The organism is Streptomyces sp. NPDC048696 (assembly GCF_043198895.1).
Lineage (GTDB): Bacteria > Actinomycetota > Actinomycetes > Streptomycetales > Streptomycetaceae > Streptomyces.
Genome location: NZ_JBICVJ010000013.1, coordinates 1 through 17736, shown reverse-complemented (window position 1 = coordinate 17736; position 17736 = coordinate 1). Strand labels below are relative to the sequence as shown.

Sequence of the window (17736 nt, the reverse complement as noted above, 5' to 3'; positions counted from 1 at the left end):
GTCGTAGTTGCGGCCCGCCGGGCTTCCGCTCCGCCCGGCGGAGTCACCGAGGACATGCCCCCACCCGCACGAGTTTCTTCGTGCTGCCTGGGGGCATCCCTTGCTATTCCGCGACTCCGCCGCCGCGGTCGCCGCCGAGTGCCTCTCGGGTGCTCTCTTTCTCCGTCTGACGGAGCAGTTCGTCCACGCGCACGGTCACAAGCCCGGTGCGTCCGAGGTCCGCTCGTGGGAGCGGAGCATCCCGGTGCTCGCGAGCGCGCTCAACGACGCGGGCCTCGGGCAGGTGGAGATGCTTCTTGAGTACGGGCTTCCGCTGAACAGCAAGCGGGCCGATGCCGTGCTGGCGGGGGTGCACCCGAAGACCGGTCTGCCGTCGTACGTCGTGGTGGAGCTGAAGCAGTGGAGCAGTGCCGAGCCGGACGACGACGATCCGTCGCTGTGCCGCATCGACGCGTATGCCCGGGCGGTGTTGAACCCCGTCGACCAAGTGCGCGGCTACTGCGAATACCTCGTCTCCTTCAACGGAGCGCTCGCCGAACACCCGGAACGCGTCAGCGGTGCCGCGTATCTGCACAACGCCACGGCGTTCGGAGTCAGCGGACTCTTCGAAGCCGAGCAAGACGAGTACGGTCAGCTCTTCATCGGTGCTCGGCGCGGGGAGTTCATGGACTTTCTGCGTACGAAACTCGGGGACGGGTCCGGCGCTTCGGCTGCGGACGAGCTGGTCAACGGAAGGATCGGCCCGTCCAAGCAGCTCATGGCGGTGGCCGCCCAAGAGGTCCGTGAGCGCGAGCAGTTCGTGTTGCTGGACGAGCAGAAGATCGCGTATCGCACGGTTCTCAATGCCCTTCGCCGCGCCAAGCAGTCCGACCACAAGGAGGTCGTGGTCGTCACCGGCGGGCCCGGCACCGGCAAGAGCGTCATCGCACTGTCCCTCCTCGGTGAGCTGTCCCGGCAGGGCACCACCACGCTGCACGCGACGGGTTCCAGTTCGTTCACGACGACGATGAGGAAGGTCGCGGGTGCTCGGAGGCGCGAGGTCCAGGAACTCTTCAAGTACTTCAACAGCTTCATGACCGCCGAGCGCAACAGTCTCGATGTCCTGATCTGCGATGAAGCCCACCGCATGCGGGAGACGTCGGCCAACCGCTACACGTCGGCGTCGAACCGTACCGGCAAGGCCCAGGTCGAGGAACTCATCGACGCTGCGCGCGTCCCGGTCTTCCTCCTGGACGAGCATCAGGTCGTCCGGCCGGGCGAAATGGGCACCGTCGCGGAGATCAAGGAGGCCGCTGCGAAGAAGGGGATCCAGTGCCAGGTGGTGCCGCTGGACAGCCAGTTCCGGTGTGGTGGCAGCGACGCGTATCTGCGGTGGGTGATACGGCTGTTGGGGCTTGAGCCGGGCGGCCCAGTGACATGGGAGCCCGACGACAAGATGCAGCTCATGCTCGCGGACAGCCCGCAGGAGATGGAGGCTTTCCTCGACGGCCGCCGCGCGCAGGAATACAGCGCGCGCATGTCCGCCGGCTACTGCTGGAAGTGGACGAAGAAGGTGCCGCCCGGTCAGGCGTTGCCCGCAGACATCGTCGTCGGGGAATGGGAGCGGCCCTGGAACGTCTTCGGCGACCGGGCCGTCGCGGGCGCACCTCCGGCTGCCTTGTGGGCAACGGATCCGGCCGGTTTCGGGCAAGTGGGCTGTGTGTACACGGCGCAGGGCTTCGAGTACGACTGGAGTGGCGTCATCATCGGCCCCGACCTGGTGTGGCGCGGCGATCGCTGGATCACCGACCGTACCGCGACCAAGGACCCGGTCTTCAAGAAGTCGACGCCGGACGCGGATGTGGACCGGCTGATCCGCAACACGTACAAGGTGCTGCTGACGCGGGGAATGATCGGCACGGTGGTGTACTCGACCGACGCCGAGACACGCGAAAAGCTGCGGGAGCTGACCGGCGCCGTGGCGCGGAACCGGCAATCCACCGCGGACGCGCCAGCGGTCAGTAGTGATAGCGAGCTGCGAGGATCAGGACCTCTGCGTCCGTGACCAGGTAGACAAGGCGGTGCTCATCATCGATCCGCCGCGACCACGCCCCCGGCAGGTGGTACTTCAGCGGCTCAGGCTTGCCGATCCCGGTGAAGGGGTCACGCTTGACGTCCTCGATGAGCCGGTTGATCCGCACGAGCATCTTGCGGTCGTTCTTGAGCCAGGACGTGTAGTCCTCCCAGCCCTGATCCTCGAAGACAACCCTCACTCGGCACCCGCAGCAGGGTCCGCGGCATCCGGATCGATCAGCTCGCGCTCCGACACGTTGATGTTGCCCAGGGCGTTCTCGTACGCCTTGAGCAGCCGTCGCGCGTTGGCAGGCGAGCGCAACAGGTACGAGCCCTCGCGCAGCGCCGCGTAGTCCTCGGCCGAGACGAGCACGGCGTTCCCGTGCTTGGAGACGATCTCGATGGCCTCGTGATCGTCGTTGACCTTCTTGATCAGCGGAAAGAGAGCCTTGCGGGCTTCGCTCGCGGTTATGGACATGACCTGACTCCCTACCTCAAGTGGTACCAAATAACGTACCACTCATGGCCACCTCAAGCAGAACGACATGTGTGACGGCCCATCGGCAAATCCACCACCAATCCGGCCCAGAAACAGCAAGGGGTCGACCCCGGAGGGGCCGACCCCTTATGACCTGCATGTTTGCCGCGTTGAGCAACGCGGTGTTATTTCATCTGCTCAGACGTTGAAGCGGAACATGTAGCGCAGGGCTGCGAACTGCGGAAACGTCGGTTTCGAAGCCTGTATCCAGCACCGCTCCAGCACGGTGCGAGTTCATCCAGCACATCCAGCACGCGGAGCCGAAACGAAGGAAGCCACCCGCCATTCCCATTCTCGTTGTGTACACATGGGACACTCGGTACACTTGAGCGCATGACACAGCCGCTGCCCATAGAGACCATCCGCGACGTGCGCGCGCATCTGGCGGAGGTCGTGGAGCGTGCCGACCGCGATGACGTACCCACCGTGATCACACGCCGCGGCAAGGAAGTCGCCGCCGTCGTCTCCATCGAGGTACTGCGCAAGTACCAGGAATGGGAAGAGCGCGAGATCAATCGGATCATCGACGAGCGCATGGCCAACCCTGCACCCGGCATCCCGATCGAGGACATCATGAGGGAGACGCTGGCGCGCAGTGAGTGAGTACCGAACCGTCTTCCGCCCCGAGGCGCAGGCCGAGCTTCGGAAGATCCCGCGCGAGATGGCGCTGCGCATCCTGGCCAAGCTGACCGAGCTGGAAAGCGATCCGCTCGGCTTCAACACCACCGCACTCGTGTCCCAGCCAGATCGCCGGCGTCTACGGGTCGGCGACTACCGCGTCGTCTACACGATCGACAACGGGGAACTGGTGGTCTGGGTCGTTCACGTGGGGCACCGGTCCACCGTTTACGACACCTGACCACCACTGACCACACGTCAGAATATCCAGCACCCATCCAGCACGGGGACGACGAAGGGGACGGGCTCGACAGAGCCCGACCCCTTCTGACGTGTACGTTTGACTCAACGCCTAACATGCAGTAAGCGCACGGCTACACATTGAAGCGGAATCCGTGGCACAGAGCTCCCACCTGCGGAAACGTTCCCCCTGAAGATCGCATCCAGCACAGATCCAGCACGGTCGGAACCTATCCAGCACATCCCGCGCGTCAGGCCGCGGTGCCGTACCCGGAGGACTCTTCCCGGATCCTCCGTGGCCACCTCCAGTCGGATCACTCCGCTGGCAAGGTTCTGGTGCGGATGATCTGCTGAAGGTCATTGCCGCTCGTCGACGAGGGGCGAACCGACCTCACCGCAGGAGATCCATCGTGGCTCACAAAAAGGGCGAAGGCTCAGCCGCAAGGTCGAGGAAGCCCAAAGCCGCCAAGGGGTTCGAGGAGGACTCCTTCAAGCCGAGGAAGCAACTCATCGACCCTGGTGCCAAAAGGGCTGGGCGCAAGGCAGGAGACCAGACGACGCCGTCTACCTCCAACCCTTCCGTAGAGAAGGCCACGGATCTCGAACCGCTCACCCCTGACGAGTAGCGCGGCGCTAGATGTAGCAGCCCACGCCCCTGGGGCGGGCCGCCAGGACGGCATACGCCCCTTTATTGCAGCCCGCCAAGGTTCAGCATGCATCCAGTCCGGCAGAAGTCGGCTGGTACATCAGACTGCCGTGCCGTACCCGGAGGACTCGGCCGGAGCCTCAGTCGACACCTCGACGGGCACCGGGCCCATGGCCTTCTGCATGATGGCACGGCAACGGTCCCATGCCTCGGGGACGAGGTGGCCGTAGATGTCGACGGTGGTCTTGATCGACTTGTGGCCGAGCCAACGTGAGACCTCGTGGATCGGGATGCCGGCCGCCAAGGCGGTCGAGGCGAAGAAGTGACGCAGCGAGTGCGGGTGGTACTTCGGCTTGCCCTCCGCGTCCACCAGTCCAGCCGCCTTGCATGCCTTCCTAAAGTGGTACGAGTAGGTGTTCGCCGTGGGCATCGTTCCTTTGCCCCGTTCGCGGGGTGCAAAGAAGACTTCGACCTGTCGCGTCCGCCCCGCTGCGTTCTGAAAGGTCAGCGGGATCGGCTCCCAGAGCTCCACGTGAGCGTTGATCTCGTCGCAGACGAACGGCGCGGCCGGCACGTCGCGGTACTCGCCCTCGTCGCGGTGCTTGAGCGGCACGAGGCGCGTCTTGCTGTCGCCTAGGTGTGCCTTCGAGCTGATCTGCCAGCGGACCCGGATCACGTCGTTGTCGCGTAGGCATCCGCAGTGGAAGGCGAGGGCCTCACTGACCCGTAGTCCGGCCCCGGCCTGGAGCCAGACGGTGAGCTTGTACTGCGGCGACATGTGCTCGTGCAGGAGGCGGACCTCGGGGAGCGTGGGGATCTCGTCCTCGTCGACCGCATGGCTTCCGGGGGCGTTCTTCACCTCCTTGGTCGGGTCCTCCTGGATGACCTTCTCTTCCTTGGCGGACCAAAAGATGTGCTTCACCATCTTCATGCGGTCGTACACCGTGCTGGCGGCGAGCTCCTTGCTGATGGCCGCCTTGAAGTGCTCGATGTCCCGCTTCGCGACTCCGGCCATCGTCTTGCGGCCGAGTCGGGGTATGAGGTGGTTGTCGATGAACCCCTTGTAGTTCGAGTACGTCGAGTCCCCGATCACTCGGCGGCTCAGCCAGTCCTCCACGTAGGCCCGGACGGTGATCTTCCCCGCGTTCGGGTCAATGTACGTCCCTACGCTCTTGTCGTTCTCCATCTTGTTGGCGAAGTTGTCCGCCGCCGTCTTCTTGGTGAAGCTCTCTTCGCGCTGCCGGGCCGTGCGCCCTCCCGGCTCCCTGTACCTGACAGTCCAGTCGTGGCCGCAGCGCACCCCTTCGCAGGGGTAGAGCGGGCTTCTCTTATCGGTCTTACACCTCTGAAAAACGGTAGCCATGTGCCCCTCTTCCTTGCCGGGGCAGGGTCGTGCCGTTACCCGTAGTTGTTGTCGAGGTACGCGACGATGTCGCGCTCGCGGAATCGCAGGAGGCGGCCGACTTTCTGGGCCTTCAACCCCCACATCCGGTACTTGTTCTTGACGGTGACCTCGCTGACCTTCAGCCAGTCGGCCACCTCTTCCGGCGTCAGAAGCCGGTTACTCCCACCCTGCGTCAAGCCGCCGCCTCACCGGATTCGGGACGGGTGAGGTTGTGCACCGTCGCCCACGCCGTTGCCGCCGACGCGAGGGCCCGCTTCCTGTCCTGCTGGATCTCGCGGACCTTGGCCGGCATCTGGGCCGGACCGCTCACGCCGAGCAACTCGGCAAGCTGTTTGAGGAGCTCGTCCGCATCCGCCTTGGGCTTCGAGTAGACGCGGCATTCCTGGCCGCTGACGCCGAGGACCCAGCCCCAGCCGTTGTCGAGGGCTTTCTGGCTGGGCTTCATGCGGCGGCTCCCAGGTAGTCGCGTCGGCTCTGCTTGGTCAGGTGGTACATCTCGTGGTCGCATCGGTAGATGCGGTGCTCGCGGGCGATTCCTCGGCGAACCCTTTGGCGCTCTGCGGATCGGTCTCGCTTCGCCTGTGCTCTGCCGAGCGCTTTCTCGGCGGAGCGTCGGTCGGCGAAGCCTCGCTTCGAGCTGCACTGGCAGGTCTGCCACTCGACGGGCTTCATGCTGGTGAGGCTTTCTGTTCTACGCGGACTGGAATTTGGTGCAGGGACAGGTGGGGATGTGGCAGGCGCCTCGCGCGGCGCTGGCGATGGAGTGGGTGAAGGGTGCGTGGCCGCACTCGGGGTGGAAGCAGTAGCCCTTCCACCCCTTCTTGCCGTCCGTGTTGGCGAGCATCACTCCGGGCGAGTTGAGCTTCACCAGTCGCCCCGTGCCACCGAAGGCCATCTTCGAGGCGAAGGTCTTCGCCTCTGCCTCACTCGCGAAGGGGGCAAAGTTGAGGCCGCGGGTTCCATCGCTCCAGGTGTGGACTAGGGCAATCCAGTCGCGCATCTGGAGGATTTCTCCGACTTCCTGGATGACGGCCTTGGCCAGGTGGGTGGCGCTCTCGAAGGTGTCGTCCTCCAAGAGCGCCACCACAGCGGCGACCTCCTCCTTGCGGGGAGTGATCCTCACGCAGCCGCCTGGGACTCGATCAGCCCGCGCAGGCGACGGCGGACCTCTCCGAGCATGTCGGCGTCCTGCTCTCCGTGGACGTCGTACCGGAGCCGGTCCCACTCGTAGAGGTTCTCGCTCGGTACGTCGCCGTCCTCGTCGCGGAGCCGGTCCAGCTCGGCTTCCTGGCCGGCATACAAGGCTTCGATGTCGTCGACGATGCTCCGCACCTCGGCTATCGCGTCGTTCTGACTCACTGGTCTCCCTTTCCGTTCTCGCTACACGTTAACACATTAGTCACAGGTTTACACAGCGCGTCGGAGGCATTCCGCGGACTTGTGCAGGTCCTCGATGGTGCCGCTGTTGATCACGGTCACGTCGAAGTCCCAGCCTTTGAGCGCGTTCTCGCTGATGTGGTCGGCGCCGTCGATCAGCATCTGCTTCGGTCGATGGATCTTGACGACGAGGCCGCCGCGATCCTTGATGGCCTGGGCTTCGTTCGGGAACCGCACATCGCTGATGACGGTCGGGCCCCAGGTCTCGAAATCGCGGAACAGGGCATCCACCCAGACGGTTTCGCCGAGCACTTGGCGGCCGGCCTCAGTGCCGCAGCGCTGGAGATACTCCCGAACGACGGGATGTTCGTCCTTCACCCGATCCCAGCCGTACCGGTCCACCTCCTCGGCCAGCGGGAAAGACCCGTTGACCTCGTCGTCCGGGAGCCAGGGGTCGAGGCCGTAGAGGAAGTCCTTGACCTTGTCGGCGAAGGCGCGGCGCGCCCATCCGGCCTCGACGAATGCTTCGGCGAGCGTGTCCTTGCCGCACCGGGCAGGACCGGACAAGCCGATGAGCCGCGGGGCTCGGAGTTCCCTGTCGACACCGCCGAGAGCGATCAGCCGTGGCCCGGCCTCGCCGCACAGTGCGCGTTGCGCCCGCCGCTCGAAGTCTGCATAGTCGACCTGGAGGGCAGCCGCCCATGCCGGCCAAAAGCGATGAGCCGGAACGCGCTGTCCGGTGAGCACGCGGTGCACCGTGGACTGGGCTGTTCCGACAGCTCCGGCGAGGCGTTGCAACGCCCCCGACCGCCGGATGTCCACCCTGAACCCGGCTCTCGCGCTGGCTTCGCTGATCCACTGCGCGAAGTCGGTGTACCTCTGCTGCTGGGGGTTCGTCACGTGTCGTTCTCCTCTCAAAGTCACAGGTTTACATCAGGCTGTGTAGCAGTGCTCGACCGGGATGCCCTCGGCCCTGGCGTGCTGGATGCAGGACTCCGCGCACTCGGCGAAGAACCCGAGGGCCAGCTCGGCGGCCTCGCCGACCGTCTCGGCGCGCTCGAAGCGGGGGTTCAGCATCGGCATGGCCTCGTCGCCGTTCATGAGGTAGAGGCGCGAGATCCGCCAGTAGATCCGGCCACCGCCGTGCGGGTTCATGGTGTTCTGCTCGTGGAGCAGTACGTCGCCCTTCGGGCCGTGTTCGATGCAGACGTAGAGGATCTCCCCGTTGGACAGGGTGACGGTCTCGGTCTCCGTGTACGCGCTCACGCCGCCGTCACCTGCTGCTTCCCGACGTAGAAGGTGAGAGCGTGCCGAGCGGCCGAGACGGCCCAGTCGAAGCCGTAGTGGCCCCAGGCAGAGTCCACCTCTTCCCAGGTCGACATGGTGTCGTCCGCGTCGGCGCGGAGCCAGTCGACGGCCTCTTCGACGATGTAGCCGTAACGTCGCCCTCGGCCCACGCCTCGTACTCGGCGCGCTCGGCGTCGAGGTACGCCTCGGGCAGCATGCCGAGGTCTTCGGCGTCCTCACGCAGCAGGTACCACAGGGAGACCGGACCGCGTGCCGGCCGGGACTCGATGACGATGGCGTCGTGGAAGATGCCGGCCCAGCGGGTGAAGATCTCAATGCCCTTCCACCGGTTCCAGCTCACGCGATCCCAGGCTTCGGCGAAGGGGCCACCGTCCTTGTCGATGGGGGTGTACTGGCCGAGGTGGGTGTCGATGGTGACCACGTGCGCGAGGTGGTCGAAGTCCTCGCGGGGGTTGCGGGCGTCCTCGTCGGGGACCAGGCGCACGCGGAAACGGCCGTCGGTCGTGGTCGCGATGATGTTGTCCATGTTGAACTCTTTGCAGATCAGAGGGTCGGGGCAGGAAAGTGGACGAGGCAAGAGGTCCGGCGGCAGGGGTCGCCGAGGGAGGCTATGAACTCCTTGTGTGCGTCGAGTGCTTCGGTCAGCCAGTCGTCGACCTCGACGAACTCGGGGCGCTTCTCGGCCCACAGGCCGCGGGCCCATTCGATGTCGCGGACCTCGTGGAACTCGCTGGCGCCGTGCTGACGGATCAGGTCGATCCAGGAGGCGCGGGCGCGGTCGTACGCGGCGCGGGAGTGGTTGTATCCGGTGGCGGGGTCGATGTCCTCGATCGCGACGCCGGACGCCAAGCAGATGGCCGTTCGGGCGTCGGCCATGGAGGTCAGCCGGTCGACTTCGCACGCGGGGCAGGTGAGGGGGCTCCGGGCGAAGGACATGAGCAGCAGGTTCGGGTTGTGGCGGGAGCCGGGCATGGTCTCTCTTCGGTAATCAGGCGGCGAGTACGTGTTCAGGCCGCGCGGGTGCGGGGGTGTAGATCTCGGCGAGGTACTGCCGAAGCTGGTCCTCCCAGTGCTGGGACAGGAGGCTTCCGATCACGACGGCGCCCATCGGTGGGGCGACCACGTCGCCGATTTGCTGCGTGCAGCTCGACCGGGAGCCGGTCCAGGGGTAGCCGGGGCGGAAGCCGACCAGGAGTGCCGCCTCGTCGAGGCTGAACTTCCTGTCCTTGTCGTGCTCCCAGTACCAACCGCGGATTTTGCTGGTGATGCCGGTCGCGGGCCGATCGGCCGACCAGCAGTTCCCTCCGGCCGTCCGCCTGACGCCCCGGGTGTTGACGCGGATGCTGGCGGGCCAGCCGAGGGCCTCGGCAGCGGTCGTGGTCGGGAGGGGTTCCTTGGGGGTGAGCGCCTCCATGTCGACGTACGAGTGCCGGGCCGCCATGAGGAAGACGCGCTTGCGGCGCGAGGCGAGGCCGTAGTCCACGGCGTCCAGGACGCGGTACTCCGCGCTGCACCAGTCCGCCGACCACAGCTCCTCGCGTATCCCGTCGAGGATGTTCTCCGGCAGGGCCGAGCTCTGCTCCATGGCCAGCCAGCGGAGGTTGTCCCACTGGGCGGTCAGCGTGAGCGACCAGATCAGCACCTCGGCGAGCAGGCCGATCCGTTCGTCGGTCATCTCGGCTATTGGTGCCCGCACCTCGTCGAGGGTGAGCAGGGGGCCGGTGAAGCCTGAGTATCCGTCCCACTCGGGGTCGCTACAGATCACGCAGATGTCGGCTACCTCGCAGGGGCCGCATTCAGCGCTGTCGTGCCAGTGCCCGAACGTGGCCTCGAAGGCTGCGGTGAACACGTCGAGCAGCAGGTCCTGATTCCGCGGGTCCTGTCCGGCCCTCTTGCCGGCCGGGGTCCAGCACTGGCACGGCGCCGAGACCATCAGTCCGCGCGCCCAGCGCAGCGCGGGGTGCTTCGGGTCGAGGGAGCGAACGTCGGCGATGATCCGCCGGAACCCTGCCGCGCGGGCGGTGGCCGAGGCGTCCTTGTGCATTTCGACGCCGACGGTGTCGAGGTCGTGTTGGAGCACGTCGCGTACTCCGACGTCCCAACCCCCAGATCCCGCGAACAGGTTGATGACGCGGTCGGGGTCTCCTGGCTTCGGCGGGAAGAGCCAGTGGACCGGCCAGGGGGCGGCAATCGCCTCCAGCTCTTCGGGCGTCTTGTTGCTGAGGTCGAGCTCTTCGGGGGTGCCCAGTGCACCGGCCGTGTCGAGGCGGGTGAGGGACACTAGTCCACGTCCACGGTCTCGACGCTGGTGAGCCAGCCGGTGACGATCTCCCAGTGGTAGCCGGGCCGGATCAGGCCGTCGCTGGTGTAGACGTTCCGGCCGCAGTGGGCGCACTCGTAGGGCTTGCGGTCGATGTGGCGTATGGGGCCTTTGCAGGACACGCACTGCACGACGTTGACGGGCGGGTGGACCAGGGGCATTGCGGGTTCCTTCTCAGGCGGGGAGGGGCAGGCCGGCACGGAGGGCGTCGAGGAGTTCGGCGGTTGCGCGCCGGTACTGCCACAGCGCGTGCTGGGCCTTCTCCCAGTCGCCCGTGGGCAGGTCGGCGATGTCGTCGAGCCACTTCAGGCAGGCGGCCGGGGTGAGGTAGTACTGCACGATGCCGTTCTCGTCCACGGACCAGACCTCGTCCGGGTCGAGGTAGAGGGTCTGGCTGTCGAGGCGGTGGCGGCATTCAGTGCACTCGAAGTGAGCGTCGGGGCGGATCGCGTAGGGGGCGAGGTCGCACTCGCGGCAGGTCATGGCGCTCATGGGTATCCTTTCGAGCGCGCCCGCCCCTCCCTCCTCCAACGGGGGGGGCGGGCGCGCTCGTTGTGGGATGGGGCTCAGAGGCCCAGGTGTTCGAGGAGCTCGTCCACGAGCCGTTCCTCGTACTTGCTGAGGGGCTGGTCCCCGGGCTGGGCCGAGGGCTTGGTCTGGAACCAGGTGTCGGGCCAGAGCAGGGTGGGGAGGGCGAGGATCAGGGCCTCGGCCGCGTCGGCGAGGTGACTGCCAACGTTCTCGTCATCCGACGACCAGGCGTGTCCGCCCTCGGGCTCCTTGCGCCAGGTCTCCACGGCCTCGTCGAGCTTCGTGACGGCGGCCTTGATCTTCTCTGTGTTTCGGTCGGTGATCATCAGCGGTCAGGCCGCCGTTCCGTACACGTCGACCACTTCGCGCTCGATGTCGTGGGCGTCGTCCGGGTCTACGTCGCTGGCCCACAGGTCTTCCTGGTCCTGAAGCCAGTCTTGAAGGGCCTCGTCGTCGTCCACGATGTCGACGGGCACTTCCAGCTCGGCGACCACGTCCACGCGGAGGGTCTCCTCGACCTCGAAGCGGACTTCAACGAGCTTGGTTTCCACGGTGGTTGCTCCCAGGTGAATTCGGATTCGGCACGGTGCGCAGATCAGGTCTTCGTCGAGCAGCTCGGGCACGTCGCCGCACTCGACGCAGGGTTCGGCGTTCATTGCGGATCGAAGACGTAGATGCCGCCGGACACTTCTTCGGAGTGGAAGCCGCCGCTGAACAGCTCCTTCGCGGCGTAGTCCCAGTCGATGGCGTTGAAGGGCCAGACCTGCATGCGCTTCTGGTCCTCCAGCTCGGAGGTGTCCTCGGCCCACTCCGCCGCGAAGTCGCCCTCGCTCTTGTGGAAGCCGCGGTACTCGTCCTGGAAGCGTTCGACCCAGTGGTTCCGCTCGGCATGCACGCCCCACTCGCGGACCCACACGGCGAAGGGTGCGGCCTCGTCCGCCGACAGGCTGGCCAGGGCCTCGGCGATCTCGGCGGCCTCGTGCGGCGAGCACTCGCCTTCCAGGACGCCGTAGAAGTCTTCGTGGTCGAAGACCCACAGCTCCTCGTGGGAGGTCTCGCGGCCGTGCAGGTCGGCCGGGGTGACGAGGTTGGCTATGTCGGCGTCGTACCACTCACCGGTCAAGCGACCGCCGTTGTAGCAGGCGAGGCAACCGAGCCAGACACGCGGCCGGATGGCGGTGGACAGGGTGGGCATGTTGCTCCTTGCTGAAGATGGGGGTCGCCGGACCGATCGCCCGGCCCGGCGACGGGGTGACCTAGCGCTCGCTGGTGCGGCGGTCGACGTACTGACGCAGCGACCGGACCGCCTCCAGGACGAAGAACGCGCCGACAGCCGAAGCCGCGAACTGCACGGTGCTCGGGTCCTCGTCGACCAGGACCCAGAAGGCGCTGGTGAGGGCGACGACCATCAGGGCGTCGAGGATCACAGGGCCGATTCGTGTCATGGTGCTACTCCTTGTGCGGGATGCGGGCTGGCATCGTCAGGGGGGAGGAACCACCTCCCGCCGACCTCCTTTCGGAGGTTTCGCCTTTGCGTCAGTCAGGAGTTGGTGGCCAGGTGGGCGGCGAGGTCTCGCCGTACGCCCTCCCATGCGGCGATGGCGAACTCGGCGGTGGACACGTCGAGGAGCGCCATGCGACGTCGAAAGGCGGTCCTGGCTGTGGCCTGGCGCTGCTTGGCCTCGGCGAGCGCGGCTTCGAGGTCGGCGGTGATGGCCGCCTCGGGCTTGCCCTTGATGCGGGCCTCGGCGAAGCCGGACAGGATGATCGGCAGTCCGTCGCGGACGAGGCGGTTCGCCTCCGAACGGCGCATACTGCCCTCACGGACGCGGCGGTTGACGACCTTTCGGACGGCCTTCTCGGCCTCGGGAGTCTTTGCGTTGGTCATGTTGGTCTCCAGGTCTTGGTTGGGCGCGGCCCCTTCTCGCCACGACTCAAGAGGGGCCGCTTGTTACAGGTTCACAGCTTGGTCAAACGGAACTGCGCACGGCGTCGTGGCCGCGGGGCTTCACAGGGGCTGCTTGGTGGGCCTACCGGCCAGCACCGTGGCGAAGTTGGTCATGACGACCATGGCCATGTGCTCAAGGTCCGGTCCGCCGTCCGGTAGGGGTACGCCGAGGATGCGCATGGTGGTGAAGGCACGGGCGATCAGGCGTTCCATGTCGTCGGTGTCAACGAGGTCGGAGCACGGGTCGCATGCCCGCCAGCGGCCGTCGTTGGGGAGCGGGACCACCACGCCGTCGTCGGTCATCAGCGCGACTCGGGCTCGGTCCTGGGGGACGTACAGCCAGCGGGCGTTGGGCATGGTGCAGAAGTCACACGTGGACATTGAGGGCCTCCTTCGCCGTCAGGCCGCGATGGCGAACTTGGCGGGTCCGGACTGGTCACCCTTGTAGTGCAGGTCGTCTTCGTCGTCGTCGCCTTCGGCGTGGCACTCCAGCCAGAGATCGGCGACGTGGGGGTGGTCTACAGCGCGGAAGAACTCGGCAATCCCCTCTGCCTCTGAGCAGGTGAAGCGCTCCGCGACGTGACTTGCCAGCATGCCGTCGTTGAACAGGGTGGCGAACTCGCATGCCGCATTTCGGTACTGGTCGAGTCGCTTCTCGAAGATGTCGACCGTATCGGCGGCATAGGTCAGGTAGAGAGTCGTGGCCTCCCGCTCCGCCCGAAGGGCACCCCACGGATTCAAGGCACTGCGGAGCCGGGAGAGGGCGGCCGGCACGGGGCTCGCTAGGGCCGTCCGCTTCATGCGGATCGAGGAAAGGCGCTTGAAAACACGCATGCTGTGACGCTCCTGGTGATCGTTGGGTGGCTACAGGCAGAGCAAAGGCGGGGTGATGAGTGCGAGATCGGCTTCGACCTCCTGGATCGAAATGCCATGCGGTTCCCAGAAGCCGCACTCTGGGTCGGTGCCCTCGCAAGGGCAGTCGCGGCGGGAGGTCTCGACGAGGGCTTCGGCTCCGAGGCGGGCGAACGACAGGGCGTCGCCCTCGTCGTCGAAACGGGTCTCCTCGCGGTGGTCATGGGTGACGACGTACTGGCGGCCGTCGCGCTGGATCTCCCACAGGCCGAGAAGGTCTGCGGTCTCGTTCCAGACGCGCACCTCATGAGAACGGGTGGCGGTACGCATGGGTCCTCGCATTCGCATGGGAAGCCGCCCCTCCCCGAGAGGGGAGACCAGGGAGAGGCGGCGGTTCAGGGGGAGGGTCAGGCCGGCATGAGGGCGAGCTGACCGGGAATCTCGTTGCGCATGAACTCGCGCCCGAGGGAGAGGAAGTGCTCTGTGCGGCCGTGGTCGTACGCGTCACGGACTTCGTCCCAGTCCGCGTATCCGTCCGGCTCGTAGTGCTCCAGGTCCCAGAGCCGCTCGGAGGCGTGCTCGACGATGCTCTGGTGGTCCTCTTCGGTGTCGAAGGGGTAGTGCAGTTTCACGTCTTCCAGGGCCTCGTCGAGGTTCTTCTCGAACAGCTCGCGGCGCTGGTCGTAATAGTCGTCCTCGTCGAGGAACGGGTGATCCTTGGCGACGTACTCCGCCAGGGCGACGGCTTCACGGAAGGCTGCTGTGTACGTACGGGTGCCGTGGCAGTCGCCCTCGCACTCGTCTCCGTCGCAGAAGTCGACGTACGGGTCACACCCCGGCCGGCATTCCTTCGTGTGGGTGCCAAGGCAGTCCGCGGGGCACCCGCCCTCGTAGACCTGGACGAAGAGCTGGGCATGGTCCCAAGCACTCGTTCCGTGCCCGCACTCGTAGACCTGCTCGTCGGAGACTTCAGTGTCCTCGCGTCCCGCGTCAGCGGCGGTACGGATGGCATCGCGGGCGACCTCGAAGTTCGACTTGTCGCCGATCCAGCCCGCCCGGTCGTCGTTCCACGTGAACATCTCCACGTGCGTCGGAGTGTCCTCTCCTGCGTACGTCCCCGTGTACCAGGACGGCCAGGAGCGGTACGCGTCATCGAGCCGGGCCGCGTAGATGGCCAGCGTGTCGTGCGATGGGGCGTTGAGCCTGTGGTGCATGGTCCTCACGATTCAGTCGGGAGGGCGCCCCTCCCTGCCTCCAACGCGGGAGGGGCGCCAGTCACAGGTTTACACTTGGGTGTCAGTTGGCGTCGGCGAGGGCCTTGTAGTGGGCCAGCTCATCCCGGAGCACGCGCTCCCGCTCATCCCGCAGGCGGCGCGTCTCGAACAGCGAGTCACGCAGGATCTCGATCACCATGTTCGCCTCATCCAGGTCCGCGAAGAGGTCAAGAATCTCCTCGGCCATGCCGAGGCCAGCCTCGTGGTACAGGTCCAGCATGGCCCGCGACTCGGCCAGCGCCCGGCGGGTGGTGTCCAGCTCGCGGCCGAGCTGGAACGCGCGCTCGCTCAGGTTGTGCGAAGACTCCATGGCGATCTCCAGCAGGGAGCGACCGGCGAACTGGAGCGGGTTGTGCTTGATAAGGGAAACAGACATGTGACCTTACCTCTCTAGTTACAGGTTAACACCGTGTCGAACGAAAAGGGCCTCGCGGCCCGGACTCGACCCCCGCCCGAAGGCGGGGGGAGTCGGTACCCCCCAGAGGTTTGACCCTGTGAGGGGCTTTGCGGCCACTCGCCAGCGGCGAGCGACCCCGGCTGCATTCGCTGGCCGGTAGAACAAGGTGGGTGATTTCGCTTTTCGGGGCGGACGCTCACTCGGGCGCCCGCCTCACCGTCCATCGTCTTGCCGTTCCCGTTCCTCCCGGTTGGTTTCCCTCCCGGTCGGTCCGTTTCCGGCCGTCCGCTGGACGGTGAGCCCTGGATCGACCAATCAGGCCCCTGCCTCACACCCTTCCCCGACCCCATACCGCGCCTGCATTGGGTGCCCTCCGCAGGTCAGCATGGGTGTAGCCGGTTGGAGTGCTCCCGTCACGCCGGGGTGGATAGTCCCCAGCCGGTACGGCAGTTGCGTTCACTCAGTCGTCTGTACCCGAACCCCATACCCGAACAGTCCAGCTTGCTTCCGTTCCGTACCGCACAGGGTCACCCTGTTAGAACGTCCACGCCCCTTGGCCGAGCGGTGATTCCTCAGACCCCGAAGGGTCAGCGAGCTTCGACACGACTCCCCCACTGGGGGCCGGTCTTCCACCCTTGCGCTCGATCCACACCGGAGAGACCCGGCTGCGACATCCGGCGTCCCACCTGGGGACAGGGGCCGGATCGAGCGTCCATGCAACGTTGGTGTGCTGGGCCTTGCGGCCCGGCGAGTCCGATTCTGTCACAGGTTTACACCTGCGTCGAACCGTTGCCCCTTGCGGGGCTGTGTGCTGCTGGCCTCTGGCGGCGGCTCTCGCGAGCCCCGTTCTCGGTGGCCTTGCGGCGGTTCCGACTCTAGGCGGCCGGTCCGGCGGGTGTCAACTTGTGACTTCCACCTGCCTTGGCTGACCAGCGTTGCCGCGCTGCGGTTGCCCTGGGTACTGCGCTGCGTAAGACGCTCCCTTGGGCGGTCTGCCTGCCGCCTTCCCCTGCCTGCCTTGCGGCCGGTCGGTGTTGGCGACATGGAGAACATTAGTCACAGGTTCACACCTTGTCCAAACGTGCAGGTCAGAGCTTGTTTCCTTGCCTGATTGATGCCCGATTCCTGGGCTGCCTGCCTGCCTGCCTGCCTGCCTGCCTGCCTGCCTGCCTGCCTGCCTGCCTGCCGAGCAACGGCGGAAAGGTGCGCGTGTTCCTCAGCTCCGCGCGTCACGCGTACACGCGCGGTTCCCCCCGGGGGGTGTGGGGGGATGACCCCCGGTACGAAACGGCCGGCACCGCCCTGTCATAGCAGCTCGGATTCTGCCACGGTTCCAAGGTCGTTTACAGGCCGACGGCCCGCTTGCCACCTGTACAAACGGGCCGCGAACCATGCTCAAGAGTGGGGCCTTCTAGGCACCACGTACCTGCTGGACCGTAAGGCACGGTGCCCGGACCGGCCGTAATTAGTCCACGCCTTCAGCGTCACTCACTCGGCGGCCACCAATTCCGAGCGACTCGACTGTCTGAACGAAGAGTGGCCGCCAAGCAATCCGCCCCCTCGATGCCTGGTGGCGGGACTTTTCTCCCCGCTATCGCATGTAGAAGAGGTCTTGCTGATTGATCTTTTTGGTGCGCCTACCGGATGCGTCGTAGTACCAGGTCTCTACCTTCGCTCCGAAGGCCAGCTTGTCACCGACCACGTTGATGGTCAGGTCGGCTCCGGCCGCCCGGTTACGGGGGGATTCGATCGTGATGGAGCTGTTCGTGGGCGAGAGCTCATGGTGTGAGCTCTCCAGGGCGTGCCCAAAGACTGTGGGCGTGACATCCGCGCTCGCCTGCCAGTTCTCGCCGGGCTGACCGTTCCGTGCGTTCACCTTGATCGCCATGGAGAGGACGCCGGGGACGACGGTGACGCTGTATGCCTTGCTGATTCCGGCCGCTGGCTTCGCCGCAGGTGCAGAGGGCGCAGGCGTCGGTGTGGTTTCCTCGAATGTGGGGGTCGGGTTTTTCTTGACGGCAGCTTCGTACTGGCTCAGGAGGTCATCGACAGAGATGTCGGCGGAGAGCCACTCCGCAACCTCAGCCAGCTGTTCCCTGAGGTTCGGCGCTTCAGCGGTCATGTGGAATTCCTTTCAGTGAGCTCTTTCAGAGTGGCCACTGATCGGGTGACGGGCTGATGTCCCGCAACACACGAGACTCCTGTGCCGTTGAGAGAGGTGTTCGACGTC

The 17736-nt window shown here is 66.0% G+C and carries 28 protein-coding genes and 1 other RNA gene; 3 read left to right on the top strand and 26 right to left on the bottom strand.

The window, feature by feature from the left end:
• The first annotated feature begins 100 nt into the window (after nt 1-100).
• Entirely contained in the window at nt 101-2044 is a 1944-nt protein-coding gene (locus ACGFRG_RS25955) for a DNA/RNA helicase domain-containing protein (RefSeq protein ID WP_393267741.1), read from the top strand.
• Here ACGFRG_RS25955 and ACGFRG_RS25950 read toward each other — a convergent pair.
• Together ACGFRG_RS25950 and ACGFRG_RS25945 are read right to left on the bottom strand one after the other, a co-directional pair.
• Nucleotides 1998-2252: a Txe/YoeB family addiction module toxin gene (locus tag ACGFRG_RS25950; RefSeq protein ID WP_361422567.1), complete on the bottom strand. Its 255-nt coding sequence runs from the start codon at nt 2250-2252 to the stop codon at nt 1998-2000. The two genes, ACGFRG_RS25955 and ACGFRG_RS25950, sit on opposite strands and share 47 nt — an antisense overlap.
• Entirely contained in the window at nt 2249-2530 is a 282-nt protein-coding gene (locus ACGFRG_RS25945; RefSeq protein WP_361422564.1) for a type II toxin-antitoxin system prevent-host-death family antitoxin, read from the bottom strand. The genes ACGFRG_RS25950 and ACGFRG_RS25945 overlap by 4 nt, the downstream gene beginning before the upstream one ends.
• Nucleotides 2531-2923: 393 nt before the next feature.
• Here ACGFRG_RS25945 and ACGFRG_RS25940 point away from each other — a divergent pair, with 393 nt between their 5' ends.
• Both ACGFRG_RS25940 and ACGFRG_RS25935 read left to right on the top strand, forming a co-directional pair.
• Nucleotides 2924-3193 (top strand): type II toxin-antitoxin system Phd/YefM family antitoxin, encoded by a 270-nt coding sequence (locus tag ACGFRG_RS25940; protein WP_203182255.1) that lies wholly within the window; start codon nt 2924-2926, stop codon nt 3191-3193.
• A complete protein-coding gene (locus tag ACGFRG_RS25935; RefSeq protein WP_144381307.1) occupies nt 3186-3449 on the top strand; it encodes a type II toxin-antitoxin system RelE/ParE family toxin in 264 nt (87 codons plus the stop codon). Before ACGFRG_RS25940 ends, ACGFRG_RS25935 begins: the two co-directional genes overlap by 8 nt.
• Before the next feature lie 745 nt (nt 3450-4194).
• Here the strand turns inward: ACGFRG_RS25935 and ACGFRG_RS25930 are convergent.
• From ACGFRG_RS25930 to ACGFRG_RS25815, 24 genes are all read right to left on the bottom strand, one after another.
• A complete protein-coding gene (locus ACGFRG_RS25930) occupies nt 4195-5457 on the bottom strand; it encodes a tyrosine-type recombinase/integrase (protein ID WP_393267736.1) in 1263 nt (420 codons plus the stop codon).
• Nucleotides 5458-5492: 35 nt separating this feature from the next.
• Nucleotides 5493-5675 (bottom strand): helix-turn-helix domain-containing protein, encoded by a 183-nt coding sequence (locus tag ACGFRG_RS25925; protein ID WP_393267733.1) that lies wholly within the window; start codon nt 5673-5675, stop codon nt 5493-5495.
• A complete protein-coding gene (locus tag ACGFRG_RS25920; protein WP_393267730.1) occupies nt 5672-5944 on the bottom strand; it encodes a hypothetical protein in 273 nt (90 codons plus the stop codon). Before ACGFRG_RS25920 ends, ACGFRG_RS25925 begins: the two co-directional genes overlap by 4 nt.
• 246 nt (nt 5945-6190) lie before the next feature.
• Nucleotides 6191-6622: a hypothetical protein gene (locus ACGFRG_RS25915; protein WP_393267728.1), complete on the bottom strand. Its 432-nt coding sequence runs from the start codon at nt 6620-6622 to the stop codon at nt 6191-6193.
• Nucleotides 6619-6858 carry a hypothetical protein gene (locus tag ACGFRG_RS25910; protein ID WP_189295104.1) on the bottom strand — a complete coding sequence of 80 codons (240 nt, stop codon included), beginning with the start codon at nt 6856-6858 and terminating at the stop codon, nt 6619-6621. Before ACGFRG_RS25910 ends, ACGFRG_RS25915 begins: the two co-directional genes overlap by 4 nt.
• Before the next feature lie 48 nt (nt 6859-6906).
• A complete protein-coding gene (locus ACGFRG_RS25905) occupies nt 6907-7776 on the bottom strand; it encodes a hypothetical protein (protein WP_393267725.1) in 870 nt (289 codons plus the stop codon).
• Between the two features lie 33 nt (nt 7777-7809).
• Complete coding sequence (locus ACGFRG_RS25900; RefSeq protein ID WP_393267722.1) at nt 7810-8142, bottom strand: hypothetical protein; 333 nt, start codon at nt 8140-8142, stop codon at nt 7810-7812.
• A gap of 7 nt (nt 8143-8149) precedes the next feature.
• Nucleotides 8150-8710: a hypothetical protein gene (locus ACGFRG_RS25895; RefSeq protein WP_393267719.1), complete on the bottom strand. Its 561-nt coding sequence runs from the start codon at nt 8708-8710 to the stop codon at nt 8150-8152.
• Nucleotides 8711-8727: 17 nt separating this feature from the next.
• Entirely contained in the window at nt 8728-9156 is a 429-nt protein-coding gene (locus ACGFRG_RS25890) for a hypothetical protein (protein WP_393267716.1), read from the bottom strand.
• A 16-nt stretch (nt 9157-9172) separates the two neighbouring features.
• Complete coding sequence (locus tag ACGFRG_RS25885; RefSeq protein ID WP_393267713.1) at nt 9173-10465, bottom strand: DNA cytosine methyltransferase; 1293 nt, start codon at nt 10463-10465, stop codon at nt 9173-9175.
• On the bottom strand, nt 10465-10665 hold the full coding sequence (locus ACGFRG_RS25880; RefSeq protein ID WP_393267711.1) for a hypothetical protein: 201 nt from the start codon (nt 10663-10665) through the stop codon (nt 10465-10467). The genes ACGFRG_RS25885 and ACGFRG_RS25880 overlap by 1 nt, the downstream gene beginning before the upstream one ends.
• A gap of 13 nt (nt 10666-10678) precedes the next feature.
• Nucleotides 10679-10996, bottom strand: coding sequence for a hypothetical protein (locus ACGFRG_RS25875; RefSeq protein ID WP_393267709.1), 318 nt, complete (start codon nt 10994-10996; stop codon nt 10679-10681).
• A gap of 74 nt (nt 10997-11070) precedes the next feature.
• Nucleotides 11071-11361 carry a hypothetical protein gene (locus ACGFRG_RS25870; protein ID WP_393267706.1) on the bottom strand — a complete coding sequence of 97 codons (291 nt, stop codon included), beginning with the start codon at nt 11359-11361 and terminating at the stop codon, nt 11071-11073.
• A 6-nt stretch (nt 11362-11367) separates the two neighbouring features.
• Nucleotides 11368-11691 (bottom strand): hypothetical protein, encoded by a 324-nt coding sequence (locus ACGFRG_RS25865; protein ID WP_393267703.1) that lies wholly within the window; start codon nt 11689-11691, stop codon nt 11368-11370.
• Nucleotides 11688-12230: an antirestriction protein ArdA gene (locus ACGFRG_RS25860; protein WP_393267701.1), complete on the bottom strand. Its 543-nt coding sequence runs from the start codon at nt 12228-12230 to the stop codon at nt 11688-11690. The genes ACGFRG_RS25865 and ACGFRG_RS25860 overlap by 4 nt, the downstream gene beginning before the upstream one ends.
• A 61-nt stretch (nt 12231-12291) precedes the next feature.
• On the bottom strand, nt 12292-12480 hold the full coding sequence (locus ACGFRG_RS25855; RefSeq protein WP_189295080.1) for a hypothetical protein: 189 nt from the start codon (nt 12478-12480) through the stop codon (nt 12292-12294).
• 21 nt (nt 12481-12501) lie between these two features.
• Nucleotides 12502-12566: hammerhead ribozyme type II (locus tag ACGFRG_RS25850), an RNA gene on the bottom strand.
• A 9-nt stretch (nt 12567-12575) separates the two neighbouring features.
• Nucleotides 12576-12923, bottom strand: coding sequence for a hypothetical protein (locus ACGFRG_RS25845; protein ID WP_393267699.1), 348 nt, complete (start codon nt 12921-12923; stop codon nt 12576-12578).
• 120 nt (nt 12924-13043) lie between these two features.
• A complete protein-coding gene (locus ACGFRG_RS25840) occupies nt 13044-13364 on the bottom strand; it encodes a hypothetical protein (protein ID WP_393267696.1) in 321 nt (106 codons plus the stop codon).
• Nucleotides 13365-13382: 18 nt separating this feature from the next.
• Nucleotides 13383-13817, bottom strand: a complete 435-nt coding sequence (locus tag ACGFRG_RS25835) for a hypothetical protein (protein ID WP_393267694.1) — start codon at nt 13815-13817, stop codon at nt 13383-13385.
• 30 nt (nt 13818-13847) lie between these two features.
• Complete coding sequence (locus ACGFRG_RS25830; protein WP_393267691.1) at nt 13848-14165, bottom strand: hypothetical protein; 318 nt, start codon at nt 14163-14165, stop codon at nt 13848-13850.
• A gap of 77 nt (nt 14166-14242) precedes the next feature.
• Nucleotides 14243-15049 (bottom strand): hypothetical protein, encoded by an 807-nt coding sequence (locus ACGFRG_RS25825; protein WP_393267689.1) that lies wholly within the window; start codon nt 15047-15049, stop codon nt 14243-14245.
• 82 nt (nt 15050-15131) lie between these two features.
• Nucleotides 15132-15485, bottom strand: a complete 354-nt coding sequence (locus ACGFRG_RS25820; RefSeq protein WP_393267686.1) for a hypothetical protein — start codon at nt 15483-15485, stop codon at nt 15132-15134.
• Between the two features lie 1612 nt (nt 15486-17097).
• Complete coding sequence (locus tag ACGFRG_RS25815; protein WP_393267684.1) at nt 17098-17628, bottom strand: hypothetical protein; 531 nt, start codon at nt 17626-17628, stop codon at nt 17098-17100.
• Nucleotides 17629-17736: the final 108 nt, after the last annotated feature.